The sequence below is a fragment of the Pseudomonas algeriensis genome (genome assembly GCF_048847255.1).
Taxonomy (GTDB): Bacteria; Pseudomonadota; Gammaproteobacteria; order Pseudomonadales; family Pseudomonadaceae; genus Aquipseudomonas.
Genome location: NZ_JBKKRK010000002.1, coordinates 425,392 through 447,853, shown reverse-complemented (window position 1 = coordinate 447,853; position 22,462 = coordinate 425,392). Strand labels below are relative to the sequence as shown.

Sequence of the window (22,462 nt, the reverse complement as noted above, 5' to 3'; positions counted from 1 at the left end):
TCCGGTAACCGCTTGCGTATCGCTTGCACAGGCGGAGCTCATGGGACACTAGCAGCTATGGCCAATCAGGCAAATATGGCAACTTGCGTCATAGATTGTGTGAATCTTGCTGAATCGCCTGGCGCAACGGATGCGCTATACAATGCAGCGACGCTGCGTCTGACTTTGTGCAAGGAACCGCCATGATCCACCAAACGTTCTGGCTGACCGCGACCGATCACAGCCGCTTGCTCGTCAACCAATGGCTACCCGAAACCGCCCCGCTGGCGGTGATCATGCTGGCTCACGGCATGGCGGAACACAGTGGCCGCTATGGGCGCCTGGCCCAGGCGTTGTGCGATGAAGGCTACGCCGTCTACGCGCCGGACCAACGTGGCCACGGCAAGACCGGCGAAGAAGCGATCCTGGGTCATTTTGCCGACCAGGACGGCTGGGCCAAGGTTGTGGGCGACCTGGCAAGCCTGAACCATCACATCGGCCAGCAACATCCAGAAACACCAATCCTGCTGCTGGGGCACAGCATGGGCAGCTATATCGCCCAGGGCTATTTGTTGCACCACAGCGCCAGCCTGCACGGGGCCATCCTCAGCGGTTCGAACTTCCAACCCGTGGCGCTTTACCGCGCGGCGCGGCTAATCGCCCGTTTCGAACGCAGGCGGCAGGGGGCCACTGGGCGTAGCGCCCTGATCGAATGGCTCTCATTTGGCAGCTTCAATAAAAAGTTCAAACCGACCCGCACGCCCTTCGACTGGCTCAGCCGCGACCCCGGCGAAGTCGACAAATACATTCGCGACCCGCTGTGCGGCTTTCGTTGCACCAATCAACTGTGGATCGACCTGCTCGGCGGGTTGCAGCAGATCAGCAAAGCGTCCAATCTCGCGCAGATCGATCCAGGGCTGCCGCTGCTGGTGATTGGCGGTGAATGTGATCCGGTGAGCGAAGGCAAGCGTCTGAGAGATCTGGCCGATGCCCTGCGCGACGCCGGCAACCAACGTTTGCAACTGAAGATCTATCCGCAGGCTCGGCACGAACTGTTCAACGAAACCAACCGCGATGAGGTGACCGCCGATGTGCTGGCCTGGATTGCCCAGACGCTAAGCCACCAGCGACCACCACGCAGCGAGTAGGTTTGCAGCGTTTTTTCTCTACACGTCACAGGATCCAGACATGACCCAGGTTACCAACATCCCTTACGAAGCCCTCGAAGTCGGCCAGACCGCCAGCTACAGCAAGACCGTCGAAGAGCGCGACATCCAGCTGTTCGCCGCCATGTCCGGCGATCACAACCCGGTACACCTGGACGCCGAATTCGCCGCCGCCAGCATGTTCAAGGAACGCATCGCCCACGGCATGTTCAGCGGTGCGCTGATCAGCGCGGCAGTGGCCTGTGAGTTGCCTGGGCCGGGGACCATCTATATCGGTCAGCAGATGAGTTTCCAGAAGCCGGTGAAGATTGGCGATACTCTGACCGTGCGCCTGGAGATCCTGGAAAAGCTGCCGAAATTCCGCGTGCGTATCGCCACGCGCGTGTTCAACCAGCGCGATGAGTTGGTGGTGGACGGCGAAGCGGAGATCCTGGCGCCGCGCAAGCAGCAGACCGTGACCTTGCCCGAGTTGCCGGCAATCAGCATCGGCTGATGCGACTCGACACTCCCGTGGCGAGGGAGCTTGCTCCCGCTGGGGTGCGAAGCGCCCCTTGGAAAAGGCTTGCGCGTCCAACCTGAACAACGCAACGTTCGTTTTGCGACTGCTTCGCAGCCGAGCGGGAGCAAGCTCCCTCGCCACGGGTGCGTGGCGCAGCGGCTATCGCTGTTCGTCCTGCACCTGCACACTCGCTGTCATCCCGGCACTCAGGCTCACCCCTTCCGGCACCTTGTCCAGCTTGATCCGCACCGGGATCCGCTGGGCCAGACGCACCCAGTTGAAGGTCGGCTCGACCTCTGCCAGCAGTTGCGCATCGGGGTTGGTGTTGCGGTCGGTGATGCCTCGACTGATGCTTTCCACATGGCCGTCCAGCGCATGGCCGGCGCTCATCAACCAGACCTTGACCGGATCGCCGACGCGAATCCGCGGCAACTTGGTTTCCTCGAAGTAAGCTTGCACGTAGAACGTCGAATCATCGACCAACGCCATGACCGGTTGCCCGGCGTTCACATAATTGCCTTCGGCTAGGCGCAGGTTGGTGACGTGGCCGCTGCGTGGGGCCAGGACCTGGCTGCGAGCCAGGTTCAGCTCGGCGACCTTGGCCTCGGCCTGGGCCTCGCGTAGCTCGCCACGGGCGATGCCGGCATTGATCTGGGCGTTCTCGCGCAATTCGGCGCTGATGGCCTGGGGTCCCAGGGCCGCTCGACGGCTGGCTTCGTGTTCGCGCAGGCTCAACTGCTGCTGGCGGGTCTGCACTACCGCGCGGGCCTTCTCCACCGCGGCCTCGAAACGCTCGCGATCGATACTCAGCAACAAATCCCCCGCCTTGACGTGCTGGTTGTCCACGGCCCTGAGCTCGCGCACCCAACCCGAGACGTCTGGGGCGATCACCACCACGTCGGCACGGATCCGCGCGTCCCGGGTCCAGGGCGTGAGCATGTAGTACTGCCACAAATGAAAACCGGCGAAGATCGCCAGGGCCACCACGCTCAACGTGACGGCGACACGTACGGAAGTACGCATGTTCAACTCCTCATGACGGTCCGAGGACCAGGGTAATGACAGTCAAAACACAGACATACAGAGCGCAGTCGAACAGCGCTTCATGCCAGATCCAGCGCCCTGCCGGCACGAGACTGAGCAGCAGTCGCAAGGCTCCGGTGACCAACAAGGCCAGCACGACATAAATCAAAAACGGGCTGAGCAGCACCCCGCCGATCGACCATTCATGCAAGCCCATGGCTATGTTTCCCTTCTGAAGATTCGTGCTGGCGGCACCAGGCGCGCCAGCTGTTCTGCAATTGCACCACCGCGCCCTGGGCCAGCTTCAGCGCGTCGCTTGGCGGTTGCTTTGAAAGCGCTGCCAGATAATCGTCGCTCGCCTGGGCCAGTGCGTCGGCCTGCCCGCCCGCCGGGCCGTGCTCCAGCACCTGCTCCAACGTTTCGAAATATCGGCGTTGGGCTGGACTGTCCGGGACTTGGGCGACGGCCAGGCTCAAGCGCAGATGGAGCAATTCGTCCCCGACGTCCAGGCCCAGCAAACCATCGTCCCAACGACTGCGCGCCGGCACCGGCAGCTCCGGATAGTGCCGCGCCAGTTGCAGCAAACGATCGGCCATGCGCCCGCCGAACCAGCTCTCGGCGCCGCGCAGATTGCGATGGGTCAAGCGCACCAGGTCATCGAGCGTTGCCGCCAGCAACCGACGGCTGTGCCAGGCCGGGTTGCGCAGAATCAACAGATTGAATGCCAGCACGGCCGCGCCGACACCGATCATCATGGCCTGGGCATTGTTGAAAAATGTCGCAACGTCGTACTTCATGGCGTTAAGCGGCGATACCAACACCACGAAGTGCAGGCAGAACGAGGTGGCGGTCGCGTAGAGCGGCGGCTTGGCCATGCCCAGCGCCCCCAGGAACAGAGGTACGCCCATGGCCATGCAGAGCATCGCAAAGCTGCTCCATTGGGGCAGCAGGATTTCACCGATTACAAACGCGGTCGGTACCGCCAGGAGAATGCCTCGCAAGAAACTCATGCCGATCTGCGCGCCATTTTCGCGGCTGGCGAACAGGCTGCACACCACACACGTCAGCAACAGCGCGCCCGAGGCGGCAGGCCAGGCAGTGGCCAGCCAGAAACACGCCACTACCAGAAACGCCAGGGCGCTGCGGGCTCCAAACACCATCGCCAGGGACAGGTCCCGATGGGGCGCCAGGGTGCGTGGCGGATCGGCCGCCGCCCTGCCCTCTTGCACCGCCGACAGCGCAGCGCAGGCCGCCAGGGCGGTGTCGAGCAACAAAGCGAAACGTGCCAGGCAATAACTTTGCGCCGAGCTGAACCGTGCTTCGTGAGACGCATCCGATACCCGCGGCCGCAGTGCCTGCAATGTCGTGCGGTCGGCGTCGAGGGCTTGCTGCACCTCGCTCATCCACGGCTGCAGCGCTTGGGCTTCTTGAGGGTCGAGCTGGTTCCATTGTCGGCGTACCGAGCGCGAAATGCGCAGCAGCATCAACAGTTTCTGGCTCAAGCCACTGATGGCCCGGGCACGCTGGCGGCCCAGGCGGCCTTCGAACCAGGCATGTTCGCGCTGGGCGTCTACCGCGACGATTTTGCCGAGGATTTCCAACAGACCTTTGCGCGCCTGGGCATCGCCGGCCAATGTGGCGCGCGCCGCCTGCATGCCACTTTGCCAGGCAGCACGTGCCTGATCCGCCAATTGCCGTTCAACCCGCAACGGCCAGAGCAAGGCGCTGGTCACGGTGGCGCAGGTGATGCCCAGGCTGATCTCGGTGCAACGCGCCACCGCCTGGTCGAACACTCCAAGCGGATGGGCGATGGCCGGCAAGGCAATGATCGCCACGGTGTAGCCAGCCAGCACGAACGAATACGACCACGCGCTGCGCAAGAGCGTCGAACAGGCCGTGCACACGCCCAACCACAACGCCAGCGCCAGCAGGAACAACCAGGGCGCCTGGGCGAACAGGCCCATGAACACCACCGACATGATTGTCCCCACCAGAGTCCCGACCAAGCGTGCCAGGCCCTTCTGCACCACCATCCCAGACAACGGCTGGGCAACGATAAACGCGGTCATCAGCGCCCACGATGGCTGCTCCAATCCCCAGCGCAACGCCAGCCACAACGCCAGGCCGCCACCGAGCACAGTCTTGATGGCGAACTGCACAGCGAGACGATCAGGGGCGAACAGAGCCTGAAAGGTGATGGGCACGCGCAAAACTCTTCTTGAGATGATGTAACGATAGATCGTGAGAGGGGCGGCGCAATTATTAGGGAGCTATCTATTCACGTCCAGAGTTGATTGTTGAGCGTTCTGACAAACACTCTTGCGAATTGGTGCCGAAAAGTCTTACTGCCCGGATCGCTCCCATAAAAAAACGCCAGGCAAGCTGGCGTTTTTTCTTCACACGCGGATGTTAGCTGGCGCGCGCCTGGTTGCGCAGAGCCTTGACCTGGTCATGGTTGCGTTGCACACCGTGGTACTGACGCTCCACGAGGTCACGAATGCCCACCAGGTTGTGTTTGTTGATCTTCTCGATGGCTTCCTTATAAGCCTTCAGCGCGTGGTCTTCGCCGCGTTCGGCTTCGTTCAGCACAGCCTCTTCGTCCTTGCCGGTGAACATGGATTTTACGTCGACCCAACGGCGGTGCAGGTCACCGGCAACGCTGGTAGAAGTTTCCGGATCGCCACCCAGGGAACGCACGGCGGCTTGCAGCTCAGCCGCAGCGGTGGCGCAATCGGCGGCGCGCTTGACGAACAGCGCCTTGAGCTCAGGGTGCTTGATGTCTTCAGCGCAGGTCTTGAATCCTTCCTGGCCATCCTTGCTAGTCTCGATCAGGTCGTTCAAGACAGAGATGGATTCTTTGTTGATGTCAGTCATTTTTCAGTTCCTTTGCTTGGTGAATAAAAACCTGCAAGGGATATTGCATCGGCCATGCCAGCCTTCAGCTCAAATTAAAATCCATTTAAATCAATATGTTATGAACACAGGCGAAATCTGTATCCGCGTTATTTGCATGATCTGTCATTTGGCCTGCATGCAGAATGCCTGTATTTTGCCTAGGACTTTCAACAAGACAGCCGCCCTATGAATCCAGAAAAGCTTGAGCTGCTGGTCACCCGCCAGATGCCCTTCGGCAAATACAAGGGCAGAATTCTTGCCGACCTGCCAGGCCAATACCTGAATTGGTTCGCGCGGGAGGGCTTCCCCCACGGCGAATTGGGCGGGTTGCTGGCATTGATGCAGGAAATCGACCACAACGGTCTGTCTGACCTCCTGGATCCGCTGCGGGCTAAACATGGCTTGCCTAAACCTCGCCATTGACCCCTGCCATTGACTGACTGAGCTCTGCGATGCCCGAAAATACGCTGCGTGCCCACGACGAAGCCTTCTGGGAAACCTTTGTCGGTCGTTACGATGTCGACGTCAATGGTCCGCTCAACCTTGAAAACGGCTACTTTGGCCGGATGTCCCGTACGGTGGTCGCGGAGTACCAACGCAATATCGACTGGGTGAACCGCGGCAATTCGGTCTACGTGCGCCAACAGTTCGACCTGGAGCATTGCGAAGTGATTCGCCGAGAGGTGGCGCAGCTCATCCACGCCCCAGCGTCCACCGTGGCGTTGGCCACCAACGCGGTTGACGCCTTGCAGACGCTGATCCGCAATTACAACCAGCTCAAGCCTGGCGACCAAGTTCTGATCAGCGACGTGGAGTACGAGTCGGTCAAAAGCGCGATGCGCTGGCTCGCCCGCCAGCGTGGCGCCGAGGTCATCGAGCTGGTCCATCCGCACCCCGCCAGTTTCGACAGCCTGGTGGGCACGTATCGAGAAGCCTTCATTCGTTATCCGCGCCTGAAGCTGATGGCGCTGACCTACGTTAACCACCTGACCGGCCTGGTGATGCCGGTCCAGGCGATAGCCGAGACGGCACGGGAGTTCGACGTCGATATCATTCTCGACGGCGCCCACGCCCTGGGGCAGATCGATTTCAATCTCAATAAGCTCGGCATTCAATTTGCCGGGTTCAACTTGCAGAAATGGCTTGGCGGCCCTCTGGCCCTGGGCTTTCTCTATATCGCTCCACACCGGCTGGCCGACATCGACCCGGACATGGACGAAGGCCACTACCCCACCACCGATATACGCTCGCGCACGCCCCACAGCACGCCCAACATCCCGGCCCTGCTGACGCTGCCCCTGGTATTCGAAGAGCACCGTGCCCTGGGCGGAGCACCGGCCAAGGGTGCTCGGCTCTGTTATCTACGGGACCTGTGGGTGAGCGCGGTGCGCGATGTGCCCGGCATCGAGGTCATGACCCCAGACGACCGACGCCTCTATTGCGGTATCACGTCCATGCGATTCACCAACCAGCCTGATCAACAGGTGATGGCCGACCGACTGCTCAAGGAATATGGGATCTTTACCGTGGTGCGCAAGACCAGCGTCGGCCTCTGCATCCGCATTACGCCGGGGTTGATTACCTTGGCGCGGGATATGGAGCGGTTGACTGCGGCACTGATCAACCTGAACAGTACGTAACCCGTGGCGAGGGCGCTTGGTCCCTGGCCACGGGGATCTGCAGCCAAAAAACAGGCAAAAAAAAACGGTGCGCCGACCAAGCGCACCGTAAAGCCGTAGAACACACAACGAAGTTCGGTAGGACGATCAGTCCAGCAGCGCCAATGCCTCGGCGGTGCATTCCTGGATGCGGGCCCAGTCGCCGTTCTTGATCCACTCCGGATCGAGCATCCAGCTCCCGCCTACGCACATCACGTTTTTCAACGCCATGTAGCTTTTGATATTGGCCGGGCTCACGCCGCCGGTCGGACAGAATTTCACTTCGCCGAACGGCCCGCCCAATGCCTTGATGGCAGCAACGCCACCGCTGACTTCCGCAGGGAACAACTTGAAGCGGCGATAGCCCAGGCCATAACCTTCCATGATGCCCGAGGCATTGCTGATCCCCGGCAGCAACGGAATCGGACTCTGGACGCTGGCTTCCAACAGATCCCGAGTGATACCCGGCGTCACGATGAATTGCGAACCGGCAGCCTCGGCGGCGGCCAGCATGTGGCGATCGAGCACCGTGCCGGCACCGGTCACCAGCTCTGGGCGCTGCTCGCGAAGGACCTGAATGGCCTTGAGCCCGTATTGCGAGCGCAAGGTCACTTCCAGTGCCGTCAGGCCACCGGCGGCCAGGGCATCGGCCAGCGGCAGGATGTCCTGTTCACGCGCGATGGTAATCACCGGCAGGATCCGCGCCTTGGCGCAGAGGCTGTCGATCAGCGTCACTTTGTCCGCCATGGAAACGGTCGGGGATGGGTTTGTCATAGCGGCTGATCCTTGGTTCATGGGCACCAGTAAATCTCTAACGTAGGTTGCAGAAATGCGCGGATCGGCATCTCGGCGACATCGTCACCAGACACCGCGGCATTCAGGGTGGTCAGTTTCGATTGACCGGAAATAGACAGCACTTTGTGCCTGGCCGACGCCAGCAAGGCGCGGCTCATGGTCAGACGTTGGTGTGGGACCGTCGGCGCGAGCATCGGCCAGCAGCGGCGAGCACCATTGTTATCCAGGGCCTCGGCCAGATTCGGGCTGTCGGGAAACAGCGACGCGGTATGCCCGTCATCGCCCATGCCCAATATCAGCACGTCGATCGGCGGCAGCTCGGCAAGCAGGCGATCCGCCTGCTCGGCGGCGGCTTCCAGATTGGCGCTGGCGCTGTAGAGGCTCAGGAACTGGGCCTTGGCCGCAGCCCCTTGAAGCAGATAACGCTTGAGCAGGCCGGCGTTGCTGTCGGCATGTTCAACCGGCACCCAGCGCTCATCGGCCAGGCTCACCACCACGTTCGACCAGTCCAGCGCCTGCTTGGCCAGATGCTGGAAAAACGCCACCGGGCTACGACCGCCGGACACCACCAAGGTCGCCGCGCCTTTGGCATCGATCGCGGCGCGCAATTGCTCCGCCACGTTCACCGCCAGTTTTTCCGCCAGCACCACCGGGCTCTTGAACTCCAGGGCAGTGACACCCTGAGGCAGTTTCAATTCAGATATCGCCATACCATGACCTCCCATCCCGCGTGATCAGTGCAATGGAGCTCATCGGCCCCCATGACCCAGCGGCATAAGGCTTGGGCGCATCGCCAGACTTCTTCCAGCCGGCGATCAACTGGTCACACCACGTCCACGCGGCTTCGATTTCATCTTTACGAACAAACAGGTTCTGATTGCCGTTCATGACTTCCAGCAACAACCGCTCGTAGGCATCGGGGATCCGTGCGCTGCGGTAGGTGTCGGAAAAGTTGAGCTGCAGCGGACCGCTGCGCAACTGCATGCCCTTGTCCAGGCCCTGCTCCTTGGTCATTACCCGCAAGGAAATCCCTTCGTCCGGTTGCAGGCGGATGATCAGTTTGTTGCTGATCTGCAAGCGCTGCTCGGGGGCGAAGATGTAGTGGGACGGTTCCTTGAAGTGAATTACGATCTGCGACAGCTTCTGCGGCATGCGCTTGCCGGTGCGCAGGTAGAACGGCACCCCGGCCCAGCGCCAGTTGCGGATATCGGCGCGCAGGGCAACGAAGGTCTCGGTGTCGCTCTGGGTATTGGAATTCGGCTCTTCGAGGTAGCCGGGCACCGCCTTGCCTTCGCTGTGGCCGGCGATGTACTGGCCACGCACCACCTGGGTGGTCAGGCCTTCCGGACTGATCGGCGCCAAGGCCTTGAGCACCTTGACCTTCTCGTCACGGATGCTGTCGGCGGAAAGGTCCGCCGGAGGGTCCATGGCGATCAGGCACAACAGCTGCAGCAGGTGGTTCTGGATCATGTCCCGCAGTTGGCCGGCCTTGTCGAAATAGCCCCAGCGCCCTTCGATCCCGACCTTCTCGGCCACGGTGATTTCCACGTGGGAGATGTAATTCTGGTTCCACTGGGTTTCGAACAGGCTGTTGGCGAACCGCAGCGCGATCAGGTTCTGTACCGTTTCCTTGCCCAGATAATGGTCGATGCGGTAAGTGCGGTTCTCCGGAAAGAACTGCGCCACGGCGTCGTTCACCTTGCGCGACGATTCGAGGTCCGAACCGATGGGCTTTTCCAGCACCACACGGGTGTTTTCGCTGAGGCCGACTTTCGCCAGGTTCTCGCAAATCGGGCCGTAGACCGCCGCCGGCGTGGCGAAATAGGCAATGACTTGTTGCTGCGTCAGCCCGACCTGCTCGGCAAGCGCGACGTAATCGTCCGCCTTGAGAAAATCCACGTGCAGGTACGTCAGCCGCGCCAGGAAGCGTTCGATCACGGATTCGTCGAGGTCTTTATCACCGACGTAACGCCGCAGTTCGGTGGTGATGAACGCCAGATGCTGTTGTTCGCTGCCCGGTTCACGGGCCAGCGCCAGGATCCGCGTGTCTTCGTGCAACAAGCCGGCGCCATCGAGCTGGTAAAGGGCAGGAAACAGCTTGCGTAGCGCCAGGTCGCCCAACGCGCCGAACAAGGCAAAAGTACACGGTTCAACCGTAATCGAATGCATGATGTTTGTTCTTTTATCAAGTTAAGCTACAAATACCTTTTTTCAAGGCATCACTCAAGGAAAAATGTAGTAATAACCACAACATTTTCCGAAAATACCGATTCCGAGTGGTGGTCCGTCGGAGCCATCAGTAGGATAGGCCACCGCAAAGGGTCGTATCAAAGACCCGTCTCTCTAGGAATCCTGTATGGACCGCGTGCGAAATCTACTGGAGCAGATCCAGAGTCGCCTGGAAGACCTGAACAAGGCCGAACGCAAGGTGGCCGAGGTGATCCTGCTCAACCCACAGCAGGCTACCCGCTTCAGCATTGCCGCCCTCGCCCAGGCGGCCTCGGTCAGCGAACCGACCGTCAACCGCTTTTGCCGCTCGTTCGGCGTGAGCGGTTACCCGGAACTCAAGCTGCAACTGGCCCAAAGCCTGGCCAGCGGCGCGGCTTATGTCAGCCGCGCAGTGGAAGCCGACGACAACCCTGAAGCCTACACCCAGAAAATCTTTGGCAGCGCCATTGCCTCATTGGACAGTGCCTGCCAGGCCCTTGATCCAAATTTGATCAGCCGCGCGGTCGACCTGCTGATCCAGGCCCGGCAGATCCACTTCTTCGGCCTCGGCGCCTCGGCTCCGGTGGCGCTGGATGCCCAGCACAAGTTTTTCCGGTTCAACCTGGCAGTGACCGCCCACGCCGACGTGCTGATGCAACGCATGATCGCCTCGGTGGCCCATACCGGTGAGTTGTTCGTGATCATTTCCTACACCGGTCGTACCCGCGAACTGGTGGAAGTCGCGCGTATCGCCCGGGAAAACGGCGCATCGGTACTCGGCCTGACCGCTGAAGGCTCGCCACTGGCCAAGGCCAGCACCTTGAGCCTCAATATTCCGCTGCCCGAAGACACCGATATCTACATGCCGATGACTTCGCGGATCATCCAGCTCACCGTACTGGACGTGCTCGCCACCGGCATGACCCTGCGCCGCGGGGTGGACTTCCAGCCGCACCTGCGCAAGATCAAGGAAAGCCTCAATGCCAGCCGGTATCCGGTTGGGGATGAGTTCAACTGATTCGGTCCGGAACTTTTGGTGCCTGATAGGTCGTCATCGCGAGCAAGCTCGCTCCCACGGGGGTTTTGTGAACGCCAGAGAACCTGTGTGGGAGCGAGCTCGCTCGCGATGACGGCAGCCGCCACACCGTAGATCCAGAGCTAAGCCCCTACCCGCGCCTGCAAACTCAAATGCGCCCGCTCCCCGGGCGCCAGGCTCAGGCTGTCGGTGCCGCCACTGGCCGCTTCGACGCAAACGAACTCGTTGACCTCATCCCAGCTCACGCCCAGCAACGGCCGTGTACCGGGATGCCACACCACCGTGTCGGCGCTTTCACCGGTGTCGATGCACAATTCCCGCTGCCAGGCGTGATCCTTGAGCTGCAACTCGCCTTCATGCTGAAACACTCGCTGACAGCCGCCCTCGACCCGCAACTCGCCTTCCTGCCGGCAAACCGCACGGTTCAACTGGTCGTAACCTTGCGCGCCTTCGAGCCCAGACAGCGCTACCTCGCCAACGTCACCAATGCGCCAATAGGCATGCAAGGCCTGGCTCAATTGGCAAGGCAGGCTGTCTTGATGCTCGGTACTCAAGCGCAATTCCATGCGGTCGCCCAAGTCGGCATGCAGGTCCACTTGCCAGTCGCACAGCTGCAATTGCCAATGCAGATGCACGCCATCGTCGTCGCTGGCGCTGTCGAGCAACTTCCAATCGATCAGCCGCGCCCAACCATGAGACGGCCAGGCATTTTCGCTCGGATGGCGGCCATACCAAGGCCAACACACCGGTACCCCGCCGCGTATCGCGCCGACCTGGGGCCACTTGGCCGCGCACCACAGCCAAGGTTTCTGGCCTCGCGGCTGGAAGTGCAACAACTGCGCACCCTGGCGACTGAAAACCGCTTGGCACAACGGATGGTCAATAACCAAGACGTCGCGCTGCTGATAGCGCTCCCACGCAAACACCGGACGCTCGCGCAAGGATCTGAAAAAGCGTTGTAGCGGATGCTCATGCATGGGCTGTAGTCCTGGGAATCACTGAACTCTCAATTGATGCGACAGTTTTGGTGGCGCGGGGATTTATCCCCGCTGGGGTGCGGAGCAGCCCCAAAACAGGTTGCAGATAATCTGCCTGACGCACCGAGTTGGCCAGCTGAGGACTGCTCCGCAGCCCAGCGGGGATAAATCCCCTCGCCACAGGTTCGGCCCCCAACCAAACAATTGATCGCTCCGCAAAAAAAAGCGGACAGCCTTGGCCGTCCGCAAATATGCGCACATAGAGGAGAGCTTATCGCAACAGCGTCAGAACACCGACTGGATTTTCAGGCCGGCCACCAGCGCGTTGTCCACCTCGTCAACACCGCCCGGGTGAGTGACGTATTGCAGGTTCGGACGCACGGTCAGCCAGTTGGTGACGTGGAAGCCGTAGTTGATTTCGTAGTTGTACTCGGTGCTGCGCAACGGCGAAAACAGCGGATCGTCGTAATCGGTCACGCCATTGGCTACGTTGGTCAGATCGGCGTTCTTCTTCACGTCTTCGTTGACATGGATACGGGCGAAGCCGATACCCACGTCATCCTTTGGACGCGCATCGAATGGGCCCTTGTACACGAACATCAGCGACTGGTAGTTGTCGACGATGTTGGTGTCCTTGTCGTGGAAGGTGGCGTTGGCCGCGATGTTCAAGCCGCGCGAAGCGTCACCATTGTGGGTGGTGAGCTGCTGTTGCATGACGAACCAGTAGCCGTCCTTGCTGCTGTGGCTGCGATAGGCGCTGCCGGTGGTTGCGGCGTCGTTGCCGTTGTCGTCCTCGCGGACGTCATCGGCCTTGGCCGTGCTCTTGTAGTAACCGACACGGTATTCGCCAGGCAGGTTGTTGAGCTTGGGCGACCAGACCAACTCGACCGGAATCAGCGTACCCTCGGTCCCGCTGCCGCTGAGCTTGTAACGGTTGTTGTTTTCCAGTTGCGAAGGGTTCTGGTTGTACGCACCGATTTGCGCGTAGAGCTCAGGGGTGATGTTGTACTTGAACCGAATCGCTGCCTGCATGATTGGCCAGTTGTACCAGATGCCGGTGGCCCAGTTACCCGCTTGGGAACCGCAGAAGGCCAGGTTCTGGAAGTCGCAAGGGAAAGTGTTGAAATCCTCGCCCACGCCGTAGTAACCGGCCTTGACGTCCAGCTTGCTGTCAAAGTACTTCTGCTTGATCCACAACTGCGTCAGACGCGTGGTTTGGCCGCGACCCCAGACTTCCTGGGACGAACTGAGCGTGCCGGCACGCGGGTCACCGATACGGTCGTTGGAAATGTTGCGACCATCCCGGCGAGTGAACTGGATCTTGGCTTCGGTATCGTTCCAGCCCGCCAGTTTTTCCAGGTCGAGCGCGACACCCAGGCCAAACTGCTGGGACCAACGCGCAGTCTTGTCATCGTTGTAGCCGCCGTGGAGGTTGGCACCCATCTCACCGACGAAATCGGCCTTGATGTCGATACCCTGCTCGATCAGCTTGGTCCGTTCACCGCCCCAGTCGCCCGTCATCCACTGCGAATCGGCGCTGAACGCGTCGGCAGCGTGTGCGCTACCGGCCAGCATCATCGCCGCAACGGCTGACAACTGGCAGATAAGCTGGGCATTGTTCTTCTTCTTCATCCCTACATCCTCGTCTTTATTGTTATTAACTGTTTTTATCTAACGCGGTTTACAACGATTGCGACGGATGTCCCCACCCGTCGCATACTCCTTTTTCTGTGGGAGCGAGCTTGCTCGCGATAGCGGTGTGTCATTCACTTCAGCCGCAACTGATGTACCGCCATCGCGAGCAAGCTCGCTCCCACACTTGTTCATCACCGGCCTTTGAACTGCGCCACGTTGGCAGGTCGGTCTTCGGCCCGCGGCTGCGCAGCCACGCCCAGGCGTTCGCCGGACTTGGCGTCGAACAGCAGCACTTTCGCTGGGTCGAATTGCAACGTCAGGGTCTCTCCCGGCTGCGGCGCCACGTCTGGCGCCAGGCGGCAGCAGACCTTGGTGTCGTTGAGATTGACGAACACCAGGGTGTCTGGCCCGGTGGGTTCGGTGACCTGCACTTCGGCGCGAATGGTTGGCATGCCGTTCGGCTCGTTGCCGGCCAGCACGATCTGCTCCGGGCGCAAGCCAAGGATCACTTCGCGATCTTCCAGGCCGGCGTCCTGCATGCCCAGCGGCAACTCGCAACGGGCCTGTCCGCTGTCGAGCAAGGCCAGCAGGCGGCCGTCCTTGCGTTGCAGGCGCAGCGGGATGAAGTTCATTGGCGGCGAACCGATGAAGCTCGCCACGAACAGGTTCGCCGGGTTGTTGTAGATGTCCTTCGGCGTGCCGAACTGTTGGATGATCCCGTCCTTCATCACCGCCACTTTGTCGCCCAGGGTCATGGCTTCGATCTGGTCGTGGGTGACGTAGACCGTGGTGGTCTTCAGGCGCTGGTGCATCAGTTTCATTTCGGTGCGCATCTCGACCCGCAGCTTGGCGTCGAGGTTGGACAACGGTTCGTCGAACAGGTAGATCTTCGGCCGCCGCGCCAGGGCCCGGCCCATCGCAACGCGCTGTTGCTGGCCACCGGAGAGCTGGCCAGGCTTGCGGTTGAGCAGGTGCTCGATCTGCAACAGCTTGGCGACCCGCGCCACTTCCTCATTGATGTCCGCCTGTTTCATCTTGCGAATCTTCAGGCCGAACTCGATGTTCTCGCGCACGCTCATGGTCGGGTACAGCGCGTAGGACTGGAACACCATGGCGATGTCGCGATCCTTCGGGCTCATGCCGCTGACATCCTGGTCGCCGATCATGATCGCGCCGCCGGTGATGGTCTCGAGGCCGGCGATGCAATTCATCAGAGTCGATTTGCCGCAGCCCGAAGGACCGACCAGGATCAGGAATTCGCCTTCTTTGATCGACAGCTGGATGTCTTTCAAGGTGTCGGGCAGGCCCGCGCCGTAGGTCTTGTTTACATTGCGAAGTTCAAGCGTAGCCATGATTACCCCTTGACCGCGCCAGCCGTGAGGCCGCGCACGAAATACTTGCCTGCGATCACATAGACCAGCAGGGTCGGCAGCCCGGCGATCATCGCCGCCGCCATGTCCACGTTATATTCCTTGGCCCCGGTGCTGGTGTTGACCAGGTTGTTCAGCGCCACCGTGATGGGCTGGGAGTCACCGCTGGAGAACACCACGCCGAACAGGAAGTCATTCCAGATCTGCGTGAACTGCCAGATGAGGCAGACCATGATGATCGGCGTCGACATCGGCAGGATGATCCGCCGGAAGATCGTGAAGAACCCGGCGCCATCGAGGCGCGCCGCCTTCACCAGCGCGTCGGGAATACTCACGTAGTAGTTACGGAAGAACAGCGTGGTGAACGCCAGGCCGTAGACGACGTGGACAAACACCAGGCCAGTGGTGGTGCTGGCCAGGCCCATCTTGCCGAGGGTGAACGAGGCCGGCAGCAGCACGGTCTGGAACGGCAGGAAGCAACCGAACAGCAGCAGGCCGAAGAACAACTGCGAGCCACGGAAGCGCCACATCGACAGCACATAACCGTTCAGTGCACCGATGGCCGTGGAAATCAGTACGGCCGGCACGGTGATCTTGATCGAGTTCCAGAAGTAACCGTTGACCGTCGCCCAGGCCTTGACCCAGCCGATGCCGCTGACCACGGTCGGCCAGCTCAACAGGTTGCCGGTGCTGATGTCTTCCGGCGTCTTGAAGCTGGTCAACAGCATGACCACCAACGGCACCAGGTAAAGCAGTACCGCAACAATCAGCACCGCATAGATCGCGATGCGGCTGATGGAAGGTTTCGCAGCGAGACTAGTCATGACGCTTGGCCCTCAGCTCGGAATACAAGTAAGGCACGATGATCGCGAGGATCGCACCGAGCATCAGGATTGCACTGGCCGAGCCCATGCCCATCTGGCCGCGACTGAAGGTGAACGAATACATGAACATGGCAGGCAGGTCGGAGGAGTAGCCCGGACCACCGGCCGTCATGGCCGCCACCAGGTCGAAGCTCTTGATCGCAATGTGCGCCAGGATCATCACGGCGCTGAAGAACACTGGACGCAGGCTCGGCAGTACGACTTTCCAGTAGATGCGCGGCATGCTCGCGCCATCGATCTGCGCGGCGCGGATGATCGACTGGTCCACGCCTCGCAGGCCGGCCAGGAACATCGCCATGATGAAACCCGAGGCCTGCCAAACGGCAGCGATCACTAGGCAATACACCACGCGATCGGGGTCGATCAGCCAGTCCAGGCGGAAGCCTTCCCAACCCCAGTCACGCAACAATTTGTCCAGGCCCATGCCCGGGTTGAGCAGCCACTTCCAAGCGGTACCGGTAACGATCATCGAGAGCGCCATTGGGTACAGGTAAATGGTGCGGATGAAACCTTCGCGGCGAATACGTTGGTCGAGAAACACCGCCAGCAGCACGCCGATGACCAGGGTGATGCCGATGAACATCCCGCCGAACACCGCGAGGTTCTTGCTGGCCACCCACCAGCGGTCGTTGTCCCACAGCCGCGCATACTGAGCCAGGCCCGCCCATTTATAGGTAGGCAGGAAAGTCGACGTCGTGAACGACAGGACGAACGTCCACAGGATGTAGCCATAAAAGCCCACCAGGACGATGAACATGCTCGGCGCCAGCACCAGTTTTGGTAGCCAGCGCTGCAATGCATCGAACGGCGAGGCCTTGCTGAACACAGCAACAGAACTCATGGGGAAAATCCAAAAACCAGGTTACAAGGGCCTCCCTCTGTGGGAGCGAACTCTGTGGCGAGGGGATTTATCCCCGATCGACTGCGAAGCAGTCGCAAAGCCATTGCATGCGGTGTTTCTGTTACTCCGCCATGACAATTTTTTGGGGCCGCTGCGCGACCCATCGGGGGGGTGCGACGTTTCGCTAAATCCCCTCACCACAAAGCTCGCTCCCACAAGGGACCGCGGCGCTAATTACTTCGCAGACTGAACCGCTGCGCCAAGTTTCTTGGCGGCGTCGGCCGGGTCGGCTTTCGGGTCGTTGATGTAGTTGGTCACGACGTCAAAGAACGCGCCTTGCACGGCCAGCGTGGTCGCCATGTTGTGCGCCATGCTCGGTTGCAGGCCGCCGTTCTTGGCGTCCGCCAGGAAGTCCTTGGCGGCGGTCTGGGCGCAGGAGTCGAAACCGTACTTGCCCATGTCGGCCAGCATGTCGTTACGCACCGGGATCGAACCCTTGTTGATGCTGAAGACTTTCTGGAAGTTCTCACCCAGCACGACCTTGGCGATGTCCTGCTGGCCCGCCGCAGTGCCTGCATCCTTCTGCTTGAACACCGCCAGGGAGTCGATGTTGTAGGTGAAGGCCTTCTCGGTACCCGGGAACGCTACGCACTCGTAGTCCTTGCCGGCGACTTTCTTGGCGGCGGTCCACTCGCTCTTGGCCCAGTCACCCATGATCTGCATGCCGGCCTTGCCATTGATGACCTTGGCCGCTTCCAGGTTCCAGTCCTGGCCCTTGCCATCGGCGTCCATGTAGGTCGCGACTTTCTTTAGCTCGGTCAGCGCCTTGACCATTTCCGGGCCGGTCAACGCTTTGTTGTCCAGGTCGACCAGTGCTTTCTTGTAGCCATCAGCGCCCATGACCGAGAGCACCACCGCTTCGAACACGGTGCTGTCCTGCCAAGGCTGGCCACCGTGGGCCAGGGGGATGAAGCCCGCGGCCTTGAGTTTGTCGCCGGCGGCGTAGAATTCTTCGAGGGTGGTTGGATTCTTGGTGATACCGGCTTTCTTGAAGACTTCCGGGTTGATCCACAGCCAGTTGACGCGGTGGATGTTCACCGGCACGGCTACGTAGTCACCTTCGTACTTCACGGTATCGGAGACTTTCTTGTCGAGCAGGCTGTCCCACTTTTCTGCCTTGGAAACGTCCTTGAGGACGTCGGTGTCGAGCAGGCCGGTGGTCGCCCATTCCTGGATGTCCGGGCCCTTGATCTGGGCAACGCCCGGTGGGTTGCCGGCCACGGCGCGGCTCTTGAGCACGGTCATGGCGGTAGAACCGCCACCGCCAGCGACGGCACCGTCCTTCCAGGTAAAACCGTCTTTTTCTACTTGAGCCTTGAGCACATCGACCGCGGCTTTTTCACCGCCCGACGTCCACCAGTGGACGACTTCCACGGAACCTTTCGATTCGGCGGCCAGGGCGCTGACAGGGAATGCTGCGACGGGAAGCAAGGAAGCAAGAGAAATGACAGTAGCGAGGCGAGAAATCGCATTCATCTAGAAGTACCTTTCTTGTTGTTATGCATGCAAGTCTGGTGCTTGCGCTGCATGGATTCTAATCAGGGGTTATCCCTTCGCAGGTAACGAAGGGACGTGGATATGTCACGACATGGTTACACAGGTGCAGGATCGGACAACCGCGCCAAGGCTGACGCCATGCTCGGGGCCAACGGCAGACGAGGGATCAACACCGCTTGCCAGGCATGATAAAGGTCCGGCTTGCCCGGCCAGATGTCGGCGCTGGGGCGGTTCTGCGGGTCGAGCTCGTGATGCCAGCTGCCGTTGCAGCGATCGATGAAATGTTTGTCACAAAATTCCCAGAAGCGCCGGTACCACGCTTCGTATCGAGCCTCGTCGGTACGTTTGAGCAAGGCACTGGCCGCCGCTGCCGCTTCGGCATGCACCCAGTGCAGGCGATGGCGAACCACGGCGCGATTGTCCCAGTCCAGCGTGTAAACGATGCCCGGGGCACCGTCGACGTTCCAGCCATGGCGGCAGTTCTGGTCGAACAGTTTCTGAGCGTCCTGGGCCAGCCAGCCCGGCGTCAGCATGCCGATCTGCACGCGTGCGGCCTCGAGGTGCAACAACAGCCGCGCCCATTCGAAACCATGGCCAGGGGTGGTGCCGTAGGGACGAAACCCATCGGCCGGGTTGTCGTGGTTGTACTCGCGCAGCGGCTGCCAGTCGCGGTCGAAATGCTCGACGACCATGTAGTCGTTGGCGGCCGCGTGACCATGGATCACCCGCTCGACGATACGCAACGCGCGAGCCAGCCAGCGCGGATCGTCCGTGGCATCGGCGAGGGCGAGGAAGGCTTCGGTGCCGTGCATGTTGCTGTTGGCGCCGCGATAGGCCTCTTCTTCTGACCAGTCGCGGTTGAAGGATTCACGCAGGGCACCCTCCTCCTCGCACCAGAAATGCTCGTCGATGACCCGCACCGCCTCCTTGAGCAGGGCCTCGGCGTCGGGGCGCTGGGCCACGACCGCAGAGCTGGCTGCCAGGGCAACGAAAGCATGCAGGTAAGCGGCTTTTCCAGCCTCGTTTTCAGCCGGATCGGTCCTGGCGAACCAACCGCCATGCTCGGCATCGCGCAGCGGCCCCATGAGCGCCTGTACGCCATGGTCAACCAGCTCGGCGAACCCCGGCAGGCCTTGGATGTGGGCCATGGCGAAGCTGTGGGTCATGCGCGCGGTATTCATGGTTTCGGCCCGGGCATCGGCCGGCAGGCGGCCCAATTCGTCCAGGTTGCCAAAGCCGTCCGGCAGCTTCGAGGCCTTGGCGAACGTCAGCAGACGCAAGCCTTCTGCGGCAAGCCATTGCTGGTGGGCGGGCGCATTCAGCCAACTGCTGAACGCCGGTTGGAAGGTGTCCATCGAGATACCTTTTTTGTTGTTTTGACGCAGGGAGTCTAAACAAGGGAGGGTTGACGGCAGGTAACGAAAGGGGCGAGTTATGTCACCGAGTTGTGACATTGGCATGGATATGTGTTGAAGCGATTGGCGCCTTCGTCGGAACGCCGCCCGGAGCAGACTCGCTCCCACATTGGACCTCATTGACGCGCTTATTCTGTTCGACACAGATCCCCTGTGGGAGCGAGCCTGCTCGCGACGAACGATAACGCGGTCTAATCAATCCACGCTGCGAGGCAACTGCAACGTCACCCGCAACCCACCCTCGCGCAGGTTCTGCAAACTCACCTCACCGCCATGGCTGTGGGCAATGTTGCGTGCGATACCCAGCCCCAGGCCGTACCCCTGCTGCTGCCCGGCCAGGCGAAAGTGCGGCTCGAAGACTTGTTCGAGGCGTTGTTCCGGTACGCCCGGGCCTTCGTCATCGACGTGCAGAATGAACGCCGACTCATCATCATCGATGTGCAAATGGGCTCTCTGGCCGTATTTCAAGGCGTTGTCGATCAGGTTGCCGATGCACCGCTTGAGGGCCAGCGGCTTGCCGGGATACGGCGCCAGCGCCCGGCCATCCTGGGTCACCCGGCCGTTGCCGTTGGGCGCCAGATAAGGCTCTACCAGACAATCCAGCACATGGTTGAGGTCCACCGGCTCGATGTTTTCGTGGATGTCGGTGTCCTTCACGCATTGCAGCGCCCCCTTGACCAACAGCTCCAGCTCATCCAGGTCTCGGCCGAACTTGGCTTGCAGGTTTTCATCCTCCAGCAGCTCGACCCGCAACCGCAGCCGGGTAATCGGCGTGCGCAGATCGTGGGAGATGGCGCTGAACAACTGGCTGCGCTCGGTCAAATAGCGGCTGATGCGCTCGCGCATGGCATTGAAAGCCCGGCCCACCTCCACCACTTCGCTGCCGCCACCCTCGGCCACCGGTTCCACTTCGGCACCGAGGGACATGTCCCGCGCCGCTCGGGCCAGGCGTTTCAATGGTCGGCTCTGCCAATGCACCAACAAGCCGATGAACAGCAACAGCAGGCTGCTGGTGAGCACGATGAAGCCCACCTGCTGCTTGGGCAGATCCTGCTCTTCGAGGCTGGTATAGGGTTCGGGCAGCAGCGAGGCGATGTAAAGCCATTCACCCGGCGCCATCTGGATTTGCGTGACCAGGACCGGCGGATTCACCGGCTCAAGCGTCAAGGCGTAATGGGCCCATGATCGCGGCAGCTCGTCGAGCTTGAGCCCGCCGTTGAAAATCCGCAGGTCTTCAGGGCTAACGAATTTGACCGAGATGTCGGCGCTGCTGCCCAGGGAGCGCCGCAGCACGTCATCCACGGCCTGGAGCACCGCCAGCTTTCGCGGCGTCACGGGCAGCACGTCCATGCCCAGCGGCTTGTCATTGAGGGTGACGACAAAGCGTGTGCCGCCCATGCTGCGCAACTGGTCCAGCACCAGGGGCCGGTACGCCACCGGCAGCGAGCGCAGATAACTGACAGTGGCGGTCATCGAATGGGCAAGGCTGCGCGCGCTGGTGACCAGGCCTTCAAGCTGGGTGGCGCGCAATTGGGAGACCCAGATCAGACTGGACAGCGTCTGGGCGAACAGCACCACCAGTAGCGTCAGCAGCAGCATCCGCCCCAGCAACGAGCGTGGCACGGGCACCCGGCGCACGACTTTCCTGATCGCTTCAGTGACCATTGCTGGCAACCACACTGGCCGCCAGTTGATAACCACTGCCGCGCACCGTGCGGATCAACCGCGGCGGCTTTTCCGTGTCGCGCAGGCGCTGGCGCAGGCGACTGACCGCCATGTCGACGATTCGGTCCAAGGGCATCAGTTCGCGCCCACGCGTGGCGTTGCCGATGGTGTCACGGTCGAGGATTTCCTGAGGGTGGTCGAGGAACAACTTGAGCAGGGCAAAATCAGCGCCGGAGAGAATCACCTCTTCACCGTCGGCGTGGAACAGCCGATGGCTGACCATGTCCAGCCGCCACTCGTCAAAGGCCAGCACGTCGCCGCCCGTCCGCTCCTGGCCGAACTGCGCCCGGCGCAGCAGCGCCTTGATGCGCGCCTGCAATTCACGCGGACTGAACGGCTTGCCCAGGTAATCATCGGCACCCAATTCCAGGCCAATGACCCGGTCGGCTTCGTCGGAGCTGGCGGTGAGCATGATGATCGGCACATGGGCCTGGCGTGGATGTTCGCGAACCCAGCGGCAAAGGCTGAAACCGTCCTCATCGGGCAGCATCACATCGAGGATCACCAGGTCGCTTGGCGCCTCGTTCAAGGCCTGGCGAAACCCGGCGCCATCAGGCGTGGTGCGCACCTGGAAACCCGCACGGCTGAGGTAAGTGTCCAGCAGTTCGCGAATCTCCTGGTCATCGTCGACCAACAAAATCGATTTGTTCACTGCACTCACGGGGCCTCGTCCTTGTTGTGTGGATTGGGGGCGATTATGCCTGATGGCCGGGTTTTACAAACACTACAGAGCCGCTTGTGGGAGCGAGCTTGCTCGCGATAGCGGTGTATCAGTCAATCTCAATGGCGACTGACACTC

General features: G+C 61.0%; 21 protein-coding genes. 5 read left to right on the top strand and 16 right to left on the bottom strand.

What is annotated here, in order from left to right; all coding sequences use genetic code 11:
- The first annotated feature begins 182 nt into the window (after nt 1-182).
- Both ACLK1G_RS05035 and ACLK1G_RS05030 read left to right on the top strand, forming a co-directional pair.
- A complete protein-coding gene (locus ACLK1G_RS05035; RefSeq protein ID WP_420764409.1) occupies nt 183-1,127 on the top strand; it encodes an alpha/beta hydrolase in 945 nt (314 codons plus the stop codon).
- 40 nt (nt 1,128-1,167) lie between these two features.
- Nucleotides 1,168-1,638 (top strand): MaoC family dehydratase, encoded by a 471-nt coding sequence (locus ACLK1G_RS05030; RefSeq protein ID WP_420764408.1) that lies wholly within the window; start codon nt 1,168-1,170, stop codon nt 1,636-1,638.
- Nucleotides 1,639-1,803: 165 nt separating this feature from the next.
- Here ACLK1G_RS05030 and ACLK1G_RS05025 read toward each other — a convergent pair whose 3' ends face one another.
- The 4 genes from ACLK1G_RS05025 to ACLK1G_RS05010 form a co-directional block, all read right to left on the bottom strand.
- On the bottom strand, nt 1,804-2,667 hold the full coding sequence (locus ACLK1G_RS05025) for an efflux RND transporter periplasmic adaptor subunit (protein WP_420764407.1): 864 nt from the start codon (nt 2,665-2,667) through the stop codon (nt 1,804-1,806).
- 10 nt (nt 2,668-2,677) lie between these two features.
- Nucleotides 2,678-2,884, bottom strand: a complete 207-nt coding sequence (locus ACLK1G_RS05020; RefSeq protein WP_420764406.1) for a DUF1656 domain-containing protein — start codon at nt 2,882-2,884, stop codon at nt 2,678-2,680.
- On the bottom strand, nt 2,871-4,871 hold the full coding sequence (locus tag ACLK1G_RS05015; protein ID WP_420764405.1) for an FUSC family protein: 2,001 nt from the start codon (nt 4,869-4,871) through the stop codon (nt 2,871-2,873). Before ACLK1G_RS05015 ends, ACLK1G_RS05020 begins: the two co-directional genes overlap by 14 nt.
- A gap of 205 nt (nt 4,872-5,076) precedes the next feature.
- Nucleotides 5,077-5,541: a PA2169 family four-helix-bundle protein gene (locus ACLK1G_RS05010; protein WP_186709209.1), complete on the bottom strand. Its 465-nt coding sequence runs from the start codon at nt 5,539-5,541 to the stop codon at nt 5,077-5,079.
- A gap of 207 nt (nt 5,542-5,748) precedes the next feature.
- On the opposite strand from ACLK1G_RS05010, the gene ACLK1G_RS05005 reads away from it, so the two are divergent.
- Both ACLK1G_RS05005 and ACLK1G_RS05000 read left to right on the top strand, forming a co-directional pair.
- Entirely contained in the window at nt 5,749-5,985 is a 237-nt protein-coding gene (locus tag ACLK1G_RS05005; RefSeq protein WP_060738861.1) for a DUF3820 family protein, read from the top strand.
- A gap of 29 nt (nt 5,986-6,014) precedes the next feature.
- Nucleotides 6,015-7,202, top strand: coding sequence for an aminotransferase class V-fold PLP-dependent enzyme (locus ACLK1G_RS05000; protein WP_420764404.1), 1,188 nt, complete (start codon nt 6,015-6,017; stop codon nt 7,200-7,202).
- A 126-nt stretch (nt 7,203-7,328) separates the two neighbouring features.
- Here ACLK1G_RS05000 and ACLK1G_RS04995 read toward each other — a convergent pair whose 3' ends face one another.
- Genes ACLK1G_RS04995 through zwf form a run of 3 tightly spaced genes read right to left on the bottom strand, consistent with a single transcriptional unit; the run spans nt 7,329 to nt 10,184 of the window.
- The gene (locus tag ACLK1G_RS04995; RefSeq protein ID WP_283556083.1) at nt 7,329-7,994 is read right to left on the bottom strand and encodes a bifunctional 4-hydroxy-2-oxoglutarate aldolase/2-dehydro-3-deoxy-phosphogluconate aldolase; all 666 of its coding nucleotides are present in this window, start codon (nt 7,992-7,994) and stop codon (nt 7,329-7,331) included.
- A 17-nt stretch (nt 7,995-8,011) separates the two neighbouring features.
- Nucleotides 8,012-8,725: a 6-phosphogluconolactonase gene (gene pgl, locus ACLK1G_RS04990; protein ID WP_420764403.1), complete on the bottom strand. Its 714-nt coding sequence runs from the start codon at nt 8,723-8,725 to the stop codon at nt 8,012-8,014.
- Nucleotides 8,712-10,184 (bottom strand): glucose-6-phosphate dehydrogenase, encoded by a 1,473-nt coding sequence (gene zwf, locus ACLK1G_RS04985; RefSeq protein ID WP_420764402.1) that lies wholly within the window; start codon nt 10,182-10,184, stop codon nt 8,712-8,714. The genes pgl and zwf overlap by 14 nt, the downstream gene beginning before the upstream one ends.
- Nucleotides 10,185-10,380: 196 nt before the next feature.
- On the opposite strand from zwf, the gene ACLK1G_RS04980 reads away from it, so the two are divergent.
- A complete protein-coding gene (locus tag ACLK1G_RS04980; RefSeq protein ID WP_181289374.1) occupies nt 10,381-11,241 on the top strand; it encodes a MurR/RpiR family transcriptional regulator in 861 nt (286 codons plus the stop codon).
- Nucleotides 11,242-11,381: 140 nt separating this feature from the next.
- Here the strand turns inward: ACLK1G_RS04980 and ACLK1G_RS04975 are convergent, their stop codons facing one another.
- The 9 genes from ACLK1G_RS04975 to ACLK1G_RS04935 all read right to left on the bottom strand — a co-directional run bounded on the left by ACLK1G_RS04975 (nt 11,382) and on the right by ACLK1G_RS04935 (nt 22,324).
- Nucleotides 11,382-12,236: a D-hexose-6-phosphate mutarotase gene (locus ACLK1G_RS04975; protein ID WP_420764401.1), complete on the bottom strand. Its 855-nt coding sequence runs from the start codon at nt 12,234-12,236 to the stop codon at nt 11,382-11,384.
- Nucleotides 12,237-12,521: 285 nt separating this feature from the next.
- Nucleotides 12,522-13,868: a carbohydrate porin gene (locus ACLK1G_RS04970; RefSeq protein WP_420764400.1), complete on the bottom strand. Its 1,347-nt coding sequence runs from the start codon at nt 13,866-13,868 to the stop codon at nt 12,522-12,524.
- A gap of 194 nt (nt 13,869-14,062) precedes the next feature.
- A complete protein-coding gene (locus tag ACLK1G_RS04965; protein WP_420764399.1) occupies nt 14,063-15,223 on the bottom strand; it encodes an ABC transporter ATP-binding protein in 1,161 nt (386 codons plus the stop codon).
- Nucleotides 15,224-15,225: 2 nt separating this feature from the next.
- Nucleotides 15,226-16,065 (bottom strand): carbohydrate ABC transporter permease, encoded by an 840-nt coding sequence (locus ACLK1G_RS04960; protein WP_420764398.1) that lies wholly within the window; start codon nt 16,063-16,065, stop codon nt 15,226-15,228.
- On the bottom strand, nt 16,058-16,966 hold the full coding sequence (locus tag ACLK1G_RS04955; RefSeq protein WP_030139360.1) for a carbohydrate ABC transporter permease: 909 nt from the start codon (nt 16,964-16,966) through the stop codon (nt 16,058-16,060). The genes ACLK1G_RS04960 and ACLK1G_RS04955 overlap by 8 nt, the downstream gene beginning before the upstream one ends.
- Before the next feature lie 234 nt (nt 16,967-17,200).
- Entirely contained in the window at nt 17,201-18,502 is a 1,302-nt protein-coding gene (locus ACLK1G_RS04950) for an ABC transporter substrate-binding protein (RefSeq protein ID WP_420764397.1), read from the bottom strand.
- Between the two features lie 116 nt (nt 18,503-18,618).
- Entirely contained in the window at nt 18,619-19,878 is a 1,260-nt protein-coding gene (locus ACLK1G_RS04945; protein ID WP_420764396.1) for a D-mannose isomerase, read from the bottom strand.
- A gap of 255 nt (nt 19,879-20,133) precedes the next feature.
- On the bottom strand, nt 20,134-21,603 hold the full coding sequence (locus ACLK1G_RS04940; protein ID WP_420764395.1) for an ATP-binding protein: 1,470 nt from the start codon (nt 21,601-21,603) through the stop codon (nt 20,134-20,136).
- A complete protein-coding gene (locus ACLK1G_RS04935; RefSeq protein WP_420764394.1) occupies nt 21,593-22,324 on the bottom strand; it encodes a response regulator in 732 nt (243 codons plus the stop codon). Before ACLK1G_RS04935 ends, ACLK1G_RS04940 begins: the two co-directional genes overlap by 11 nt.
- Nucleotides 22,325-22,462: the final 138 nt, after the last annotated feature.

Bases quoted from the DNA above. Each gene is read 5' to 3' on its own strand.
- ACLK1G_RS05035 (WP_420764409.1), top strand. From the start codon at position 183: ATGATCCACCAAACGTTCTGGCTGACCGCGACCGATCACAGCCGCTTG.
- ACLK1G_RS05030 (WP_420764408.1), top strand. From the start codon at position 1,168: ATGACCCAGGTTACCAACATCCCTTACGAAGCCCTCGAAGTCGGCCAG.
- ACLK1G_RS05025 (WP_420764407.1), bottom strand. From the start codon at position 2,667: ATGCGTACTTCCGTACGTGTCGCCGTCACGTTGAGCGTGGTGGCCCTG.
- ACLK1G_RS05020 (WP_420764406.1), bottom strand. From the start codon at position 2,884: ATGGGCTTGCATGAATGGTCGATCGGCGGGGTGCTGCTCAGCCCGTTT.
- ACLK1G_RS05010 (WP_186709209.1), bottom strand. From the start codon at position 5,541: ATGACTGACATCAACAAAGAATCCATCTCTGTCTTGAACGACCTGATC.
- ACLK1G_RS05005 (WP_060738861.1), top strand. From the start codon at position 5,749: ATGAATCCAGAAAAGCTTGAGCTGCTGGTCACCCGCCAGATGCCCTTC.
- ACLK1G_RS05000 (WP_420764404.1), top strand. From the start codon at position 6,015: ATGCCCGAAAATACGCTGCGTGCCCACGACGAAGCCTTCTGGGAAACC.
- ACLK1G_RS04995 (WP_283556083.1), bottom strand. From the start codon at position 7,994: ATGACAAACCCATCCCCGACCGTTTCCATGGCGGACAAAGTGACGCTG.
- pgl (WP_420764403.1), bottom strand. From the start codon at position 8,725: ATGGCGATATCTGAATTGAAACTGCCTCAGGGTGTCACTGCCCTGGAG.
- zwf (WP_420764402.1), bottom strand. From the start codon at position 10,184: ATGCATTCGATTACGGTTGAACCGTGTACTTTTGCCTTGTTCGGCGCG.
- ACLK1G_RS04975 (WP_420764401.1), bottom strand. From the start codon at position 12,236: ATGCATGAGCATCCGCTACAACGCTTTTTCAGATCCTTGCGCGAGCGT.
- ACLK1G_RS04970 (WP_420764400.1), bottom strand. From the start codon at position 13,868: ATGAAGAAGAAGAACAATGCCCAGCTTATCTGCCAGTTGTCAGCCGTT.
- ACLK1G_RS04965 (WP_420764399.1), bottom strand. From the start codon at position 15,223: ATGGCTACGCTTGAACTTCGCAATGTAAACAAGACCTACGGCGCGGGC.
- ACLK1G_RS04960 (WP_420764398.1), bottom strand. From the start codon at position 16,065: ATGACTAGTCTCGCTGCGAAACCTTCCATCAGCCGCATCGCGATCTAT.
- ACLK1G_RS04955 (WP_030139360.1), bottom strand. From the start codon at position 16,966: ATGAGTTCTGTTGCTGTGTTCAGCAAGGCCTCGCCGTTCGATGCATTG.
- ACLK1G_RS04950 (WP_420764397.1), bottom strand. From the start codon at position 18,502: ATGAATGCGATTTCTCGCCTCGCTACTGTCATTTCTCTTGCTTCCTTG.
- ACLK1G_RS04945 (WP_420764396.1), bottom strand. From the start codon at position 19,878: ATGGACACCTTCCAACCGGCGTTCAGCAGTTGGCTGAATGCGCCCGCC.
- ACLK1G_RS04940 (WP_420764395.1), bottom strand. From the start codon at position 21,603: ATGGTCACTGAAGCGATCAGGAAAGTCGTGCGCCGGGTGCCCGTGCCA.